8 protein-coding genes are annotated in these 7,076 nt (G+C 72.8%); 7 read left to right on the forward strand and 1 reads right to left on the reverse strand.

The genetic code is table 11. The features are described 5' to 3' along the window. From G5C65_RS27715 to nudC, 3 genes are all read left to right on the forward strand, one after another. Positions 1 to 539: PD-(D/E)XK nuclease family protein (locus G5C65_RS27715; protein WP_165301758.1), on the forward strand; the 539-nt coding region annotated here is incomplete at its 5' end. Between the two features lie 10 nt (positions 540 to 549). Then, a complete protein-coding gene (locus G5C65_RS27720) occupies positions 550 to 1,959 on the forward strand; it encodes a dipeptidase (protein ID WP_165301759.1) in 1,410 nt (469 codons plus the stop codon). A 40-nt stretch (positions 1,960 to 1,999) separates the two neighbouring features. Beyond that, positions 2,000 to 2,959: an NAD(+) diphosphatase gene (nudC, locus tag G5C65_RS27725; RefSeq protein ID WP_165301760.1), complete on the forward strand. Its 960-nt coding sequence runs from the start codon at positions 2,000 to 2,002 to the stop codon at positions 2,957 to 2,959. 32 nt (positions 2,960 to 2,991) lie between these two features. Here nudC and G5C65_RS27730 read toward each other — a convergent pair whose 3' ends face one another. Further along, complete coding sequence (locus G5C65_RS27730) at positions 2,992 to 3,240, reverse strand: mycoredoxin (protein ID WP_165301761.1); 249 nt, start codon at positions 3,238 to 3,240, stop codon at positions 2,992 to 2,994. A 232-nt stretch (positions 3,241 to 3,472) separates the two neighbouring features. Between G5C65_RS27730 and G5C65_RS27735 the strand changes: the two genes are divergently transcribed. From G5C65_RS27735 to G5C65_RS27750, 4 genes are all read left to right on the forward strand, one after another. After that, on the forward strand, positions 3,473 to 5,671 hold the full coding sequence (locus G5C65_RS27735) for an ATP-dependent DNA helicase UvrD2 (protein ID WP_338146699.1): 2,199 nt from the start codon (positions 3,473 to 3,475) through the stop codon (positions 5,669 to 5,671). Positions 5,672 to 5,819: 148 nt separating this feature from the next. Beyond that, positions 5,820 to 6,113, forward strand: a complete 294-nt coding sequence (locus G5C65_RS27740) for a hypothetical protein (protein ID WP_338146700.1) — start codon at positions 5,820 to 5,822, stop codon at positions 6,111 to 6,113. Positions 6,114 to 6,246: 133 nt separating this feature from the next. After that, positions 6,247 to 6,615, forward strand: a complete 369-nt coding sequence (locus tag G5C65_RS27745) for a WhiB family transcriptional regulator (RefSeq protein WP_165301762.1) — start codon at positions 6,247 to 6,249, stop codon at positions 6,613 to 6,615. Continuing rightward, positions 6,612 to 6,968, forward strand: a complete 357-nt coding sequence (locus G5C65_RS27750) for a hypothetical protein (protein ID WP_420903366.1) — start codon at positions 6,612 to 6,614, stop codon at positions 6,966 to 6,968. Before G5C65_RS27745 ends, G5C65_RS27750 begins: the two co-directional genes overlap by 4 nt. Positions 6,969 to 7,076: the final 108 nt, after the last annotated feature.

A 7,076-nucleotide genomic window follows, 5' to 3' on the forward strand; every position in this document is an offset into this window, starting at 1 on the left:
CCCGCTTCCACGCGTGGGTGGAATCCCGCTTCGAGGAGCTGACGCTGCCGCTGCTGGGCCCCGAGGAGCTACCGGGCGCCGACGGCGAGGGCGCGGACGGCGGCGAGCCGCCGGCCATCGCGGACGAGCGGGACCTGGCGGCGCTCAAAGAGGCGTTCGAGCGCACCCCGTATGCCCGGCGCACCCCGTACCGCGTCGAAGCACCCTTCGAGCTCGCTCTCGCGGGGCGGATCGTGCGCGGCCGCATCGACGCCGTCTACCGCGAGACGGAGCCCGCGGGAGTGACGTACGAGATCGTCGACTGGAAGACCGGCAGGGGGCAGGACGCCGATCCCCTGCAGCTGGCCGTCTACCGCCTGGCCTGGGCCGAGCAGCAGGGAGTGCCGCTGAGCGCGGTGAGCGCCGCCTTCCTGTACGTCCGCACCGGTGAGCTGGTATGTCCCGAGGGGCTGCCGGACCGGTCCGGGCTGGAGCGGGTGCTCACCGGCGGGCCGCCCGGCGGGCCGCCGGATGCCGGGGGAGCCGGTGCGGCCCGCTAGGCTCGGCGGCATGAGTGTCTCCCCGGCGGCACCGGACAGCGTGGTCCGGTCCTTCATAGCAGAGCAGCGTTCCGGCTTCCTGGCGGACCTGGCCGAATGGCTGCGCATCCCGTCCGTCTCCGCCGATCCGGAGCGCGCCCCCGAGGTGCGCCGCAGCGCGGAGTGGCTCGCAGGGAAGCTCACCGGGACGGGCTTTCCCGTCGCCGAGATCTGGGAGACGGACGGTGCGCCCGCCGTGTTCGCCGAGTGGCCCTCCGGAGACCCGGACGCGCCCACCGTGCTGGTCTACGGTCACCACGACGTCCAGCCCGCCGCCCGTGAGGACGGCTGGCACACCGACCCGTTCGAGCCGCAGGAGCGTGACGGGAAGCTGTACGCGCGCGGCGCCGCGGACGACAAGGGGCAGGTCTTCTTCCACACCCTGGGCGTCCGCGCGCACCTGGCCGCCACCGGCCGCACGGCCCCGGCGGTCAACCTGAAACTGCTGGTCGAGGGCGAGGAGGAGTCCGGCTCCCCGCACTTCGCTGCCCTGGTCGGGGAGCACGCCGACCGGCTCGCCTGCGACGTGGCGATCGTCTCCGACACCGGCATGTGGAACGCGGAGACCCCCACCGTCTGCACCGGCATGCGCGGACTGACCGACTGCCAGATCGACCTGCGCGGCCCGGACCAGGACGTTCACTCGGGGTCCTTCGGCGGCGCCGTTCCCAACCCGGCGGCCGAGGCCGCACGGCTGGCCGCCGCGCTGCACGATGAGGACCACCGGGTCACCCTCCCCGGGTTCTACGACGGTGTCGTGGAGCTGACCGCCGAGGAGCGCGGCCTCTTCGCCGAGCTGCCGTTCGACGAGGACGCGTGGCTGCGTACCGCCCACTCGCACGCCGCGCTGGGCGAGGCGGGATACACCACGCTGGAGCGGGTCTGGGCCCGCCCGGCCGCGGAGGTGAACGGCATCGGCGGCGGCTACCAGGGGCCGGGCGGCAAGACCATCGTTCCTTCCGGCGCACAGCTCAAGCTGTCGTTCCGGACGGTCGCCGGACAGGACGCGGAGAAGATCCAGCAGTCGCTCCGCGAGTGGGTGGCGGCGCGGCTCCCGGCCGGCATCCGGCACGAGATCACCTTCTGGGGCTCCACCCGCCCGTGCCTCACCCCGCTCGACCACCCCGCGCTGCGGTCCGTCACGCGGGCGATGGCGCGCGCGTTCGGCCGGCGGATCCTGTTCACCCGCGAGGGCGGCTCCGGCCCCGCCGCCGACCTGCAGGACGTGCTGGGCGTCCCCGTGCTGTTCCTGGGGACCTCCGTCCCGTCGGACGGCTGGCACGCGCCCAACGAGAAGGTCGAGCTGGACCTGCTGATGAAAGGCGCGGAGACGACGTCGTACCTGTGGGGCGACCTCGCGGAACACTGGAGCGCACGCTGAGCACGCACAACTCCGACAACAGGGGGAGTAGGAAGCCGAAGTGACCACCTCGACCGACCGCACCACGGGCGCCGCCACAGCCGACCGTCCGATCACCCTCACCAGCACCGGCGGTATCGACCGCGCCTCGCACCACCGGCTGGACGAGGCGTGGCTGGCGGCGGCCTGGAGCCATCCGACGACGCGCGTCTTCGTGGTCTCCGGCGGGCAGGCACTGATCGAGGACAAGGAGGACGGCCGTACCGAGCTGGTGATGATGCCGTCCTTCGACGCGCCCTTCACCGAGGCGCACCGCTACTTCCTGGGCGTCGACGAGAACGGGGTGCGCTACTTCGCGCTGCAGAAGGACACCCTGCCGGGCCGGATGGACGACATCGCGCGGCCCGCCGGGCTGCGCGAGGCGGGCGTCCTGCTGTCCGAGCGGGACAGCGCGCTGATGGTGCACGCCATCGGGCTGGAGAACTGGCAGCGCACCCACCGCTTCTGCTCGCGCTGCGGCGAGCGGACCGTCATCGCGGCCGCCGGGCACATCCGCCGCTGCCCGGCCTGCGGCGCCGAGCACTACCCGCGCACCGACCCGGCCGTGATCATGTTGGTGACGGACGACCAGGACCGCGCGCTGCTGGGCCGCCAGGTGCACTGGCCCAAGGGGCGCTTCTCGACGCTCGCGGGGTTCGTGGAGCCGGGCGAGTCCATCGAGGCGGCCGTCATCCGGGAGGTCGCCGAGGAGTCCGGGGTGGCGGTGGGCTCCGTCGCGTACGTCGCCAGCCAGCCGTGGCCGTTCCCGTCCAGTCTGATGCTGGGCTTCATGGCGCGGGCGGCCTCGCCCGAGATCCGGGTGGACGGCGACGAGATCGAGGAGGCCCGCTGGTTCTCGCGGGACGAGCTGCGGGCCGCGTTCGCGTCCGGAGAGGTGCTGCCCTTCTCCGGCATCTCGATCGCGGCCCGGCTGGTCGAGCGCTGGTACGGCGAGCCGCTGCCGCGGACCGCCCGCACCTGACCCGAGCTCCGCTGCGCCTGGTGCGCCGACCGCTACGCGCTGGCGCCGACCTTCTCCTTGACCTGCGCCAGGGAGGGGTTGGTCAGCGTGGAGCCGTCGGCGAAGAGCACGGTGGGGACGGTCTGGTTGCCGCCGTTCGCCTTCTCCACGAACGCCGCCGACTCCGGGTCCTGCTCGATGTTGACCTCGGTGTACGCGATGCCCTCGCGGTCCATCTGCCCCTTCAGCCGGCGGCAGTAGCCGCACCAGGTGGTGCTGTACATCGTCACAGTGCCCGCCATCTGTCTCGTGCTCCTTCGTGTTCTCGGTCGACTGCCCTGGAGGAACGCGCGCCGACGGCGGGCCATTCCCGCCCGACCCGCACGCCTGTTCCCGAACGGGGCCGTGCCCGTGCGGCTGTGCCCACGCGGCCCCGCGCGCTCCGCTCCGGCCTCACGGGTATTCGTACGACAATCCCGGACCGGCTGTGGACAACCTAGTCGGTGGTCCCGGGCGGACTGGCAGCATGGCGGGGTGACAGCAGCAACGGACTCCCCTCTCTTCCCCCGGGTTCCCGACTCGCCCGACGCGGTGCTCGGCGGCCTCGACCCCGAGCAGCGCGAGGTGGCGACGGCCCTGCACGGGCCGGTGTGCGTGCTGGCCGGCGCGGGCACGGGCAAGACCCGCGCGATCACCCACCGGATCGCGTACGGGGTGCTTGCCGGGATCCTGCCGCCCGCGAGTGTGCTCGCCGTCACCTTCACCAACCGCGCGGCGGGCGAGATGCGCGGCCGGCTGCGCCAGCTCGGCGCCGCCGGAGTCCAGGCCAGGACGTTCCACTCGGCGGCGCTGCGCCAGCTGCAGTTCTTCTGGCCGCGCGCGGTGGGCGGCGAGCTGCCCCGGCTGCTGGAGCGGAAGGTGCAGCTCGTCGCCGAGGCCGCTGCCCGCTGCCGGCTGCGGCTGGACCGCAACGAGCTGCGGGATGTCACCGGCGAGATCGAGTGGTCCAAGGTCACCCAGACCGTGCCGGAGGACTATCCGGCAGCCGTGGCCGCGTCCCCCCGCGAGGCGCCCCGCGACCCCGCGGAGACCAGCCGGGTCTACGCGCTCTACGAACAGCTCAAGCGCGAGCGCTCCGTGATCGACTTCGAGGACGTCCTGCTGCTCACCGTGGGCGTGCTCCAGGACCGCCCCGACATCGCCGAGACGGTCCGCGGGCAGTACCAGCACTTCGTCGTCGACGAGTACCAGGACGTCAGCCCCCTCCAGCAGCGCCTGCTGGAGCTGTGGCTCGGCGGGAGGGACAGCCTGTGCGTGGTCGGTGACGCCAGCCAGACCATCTACTCCTTCACCGGCGCCACCCCCGACCACCTGCTGAACTTCCGCGTCCGGCATCCGGAGGCCACGGTCGTCAAGCTGGTGCGGGACTACCGCTCCACCCCCCAGGTGGTCCATCTGGCGAACGGGCTGCTGTCCCAGGCCCGCGGCCGGGCGGCCGAGCACCGCCTGGAGCTGGTCTCCCAGCGCGACCCCGGCCCCCACCCGGCATACGCGGAGTACGCCGACGAGCCGGCCGAGGCCGAGGGCACGGCCCAGCGCATCCGCGCCCTGCTCGACGCGGGCGTCCCGGCGAGCGGGATCGCCGTCCTCTACCGCATCAACGCCCAGTCCGAGGTCTATGAACAGGCCCTGGCCGACGCGGGCGTCCCCTACCAGCTGCGCGGGGCTGAGCGCTTCTTCGAGCGGCCGGAGGTGCGCGAGGCCGGGGTGGCGCTGCGCGGCGCCGCCCGCGCCGGCGGCAACGACTCCCTGCTCGACGACGCCGTGGACCTCCCCTCGCAGGTGCGCGCCGTGCTCGCCACCAAGGGCTGGACGCCGGAGCCCCCGGCGGGCTCGGGGGCCGCCCGCGACCGCTGGGAGTCGCTGGCGGCGCTGGTCCGGCTCGCGGGCGACTTCGCCGCGGCCCGGCCCGAAGCGTCCCTGGCGGAGCTCGTCGCCGAGCTGGACGAGCGGGCCAACGCCCAGCACGCCCCCACCGTCGAGGGCGTCACCCTCGCCTCGCTCCACGCGGCCAAGGGCCTGGAGTGGGACGCGGTCTTCCTGGTGGGCCTCACCGAGGGCGTGATGCCTATCACATACGCCAAGTCGGAGGAGCAGATCGAAGAGGAGCGGCGGCTGCTCTATGTCGGGGTCACCCGCGCCCGGCGGCATCTGGTGCTCTCCTGGGCGCTGGCACGCTCCCCCGGCAGCCGCGGAGGGCGCCGCCCCAGCCGCTTCCTGGACGGTCTGCGGTCGGGCTCCGGCTCCGGCTCGGCCGCCGCCCGGCCGCGGGGCGGCAGCGGGGGCATCGAGCGCGGCCGCGGCGGGGCGCGGGCGCGCGGGCCGCGCAGCCCGGTCCGCTGCCGGGTCTGCGGCCGCACGCTGACCGACCCGGGCGAGCTGAAGCTGATGCGCTGCGAGGACTGCCCCTCCGACCTCGACGAGGTGCTCTACGAACGGCTCCGCGAGTGGCGCGCCGAGCAGGCCCGCCTGCTCGGCCAGCCGCCGTACTGCGTCTTCACGGACAAAACGCTCCTCGCCATCGCCGAGACCGTGCCCGGTGACGATGCCGCACTGGCCCGGATCTCCGGCGTAGGACGCCGCAAACTGGAGCGATTCGGGGCAGATGTCCTGGCGCTCTGCGCAGGCGAGGAGTTGCGGGGCGAAGCCGTGCCCAAGAGCCGCGAAAAATAGTTTGCGCGCGCCGTCCGAGGCCCCATAGCCTTCGTGAACATGGAGAGGGCGGGCCTTTTCGTCCCAGCCCATCCATGCTGTACTAAGTCCTGAACATCCTGGACTGGCTCCGGTCAGTCCCTGAGACGCCGAGAGGAGGCGGAGACCCGTGATCACGATCATTACGAAGGCCGGCAAGGCCCAGGAGACCAAAGTGACCGAGCGTCCGGTCATCTCCGCCTGCCTGCCCGGCACCAGCTTCCGTGGCGTCGGTATGTCCGGCGTCAGCCTCGGCAGCAATGAGCGACCGACCAAAGCACTCGCGGTAGCGGCAACCAAGGCACAGGTGTCTGCCTATGCCTTTGCCATCGCGGCCACGGGTGCCGGCGAGGGCCGCCAGAAGACGCAGCGCCACCCGATGTGGGCCTTCCGTGGGCTCGAACCCTGGAGAGATCCAGCCTGATCGGCGAGATCAGGTCGGCACCTTCCAGGGCCGCGGAACCCACACAGGGATCCGCGGCCCTTCTGTTTGCCCCGACCGGCCACCAGCCGGACCGACAAGACAACAGACACCGACAGACGAGGAAGAACCGACAGTGCACTCCGAGACGCACACCCAGACGCTGCGCCCCGCGTCTTCTCTCCCGCCTGATCCGACCACGGAGGACTCCTTGACCGCGCCACTGACCACCCTCACCGAGCTGGACGATGCCATCGAGCGTCTGGGCGTCGATGTGCCCTGCCGCTCGTACGACCCCGAGGTCTTCTTCGCCGAGGCCCCGGCCGATGTCGAGTACGCCAAGTCCCTCTGCCAGACCTGCCCGCTGCGTGAAGCGTGCCTCGCCGGCGCCAAGGACCGCCGCGAGCCGTGGGGCGTCTGGGGCGGCGAGCTGTTCGTCCAGGGCGTCGTCGTGCCGCGGAAGCGCCCGCGCGGCCGTCCCCGGAAGCACCCGGTGACGGCATGAGCCCGCGCTACCCGGGACCGGCCGCTGCCCGGCCGGCAGCCGGAACCATCGACAACCCGTCGGCGCGCGACCCGTGGCTGCGCCATTTCCCCAAGCAGGAACTGACCATGACCCCCACACTCGACACCCCCGTCAGCACCCACTCCGACGCGACCGCTGTCCGTCAGAACAGGACCCGGACCATGCAACTCATGCCAGAAACCCTGGCGCGGGCCCAGCTGCAGCAACGGCTGCAGGAGGCCGAGTCGGAACGCAGAGCCATCCGGCTGATCACCGCGCGCCGTCTCCAGCGCCGCGCCGAGCGGGCGACGCTCCGCGCGCGCCGCGCACTGGCCATGGCCGTCATGCAGTGACGCCATGACCGCCGCGCGGACATGACCCTTCGGAAGGACCGGAGCCCGAGGGCTCCGGTCCTTCGCACGTCCGGCGCCTTCGCGTGTCGCATTCCGCCCGCCCCGCCC

The sequence above is a fragment of the Streptomyces boncukensis genome, assembly GCF_011045075.1.
In the GTDB taxonomy this organism is placed as follows: Bacteria; Actinomycetota; Actinomycetes; order Streptomycetales; family Streptomycetaceae; genus Streptomyces; species Streptomyces boncukensis.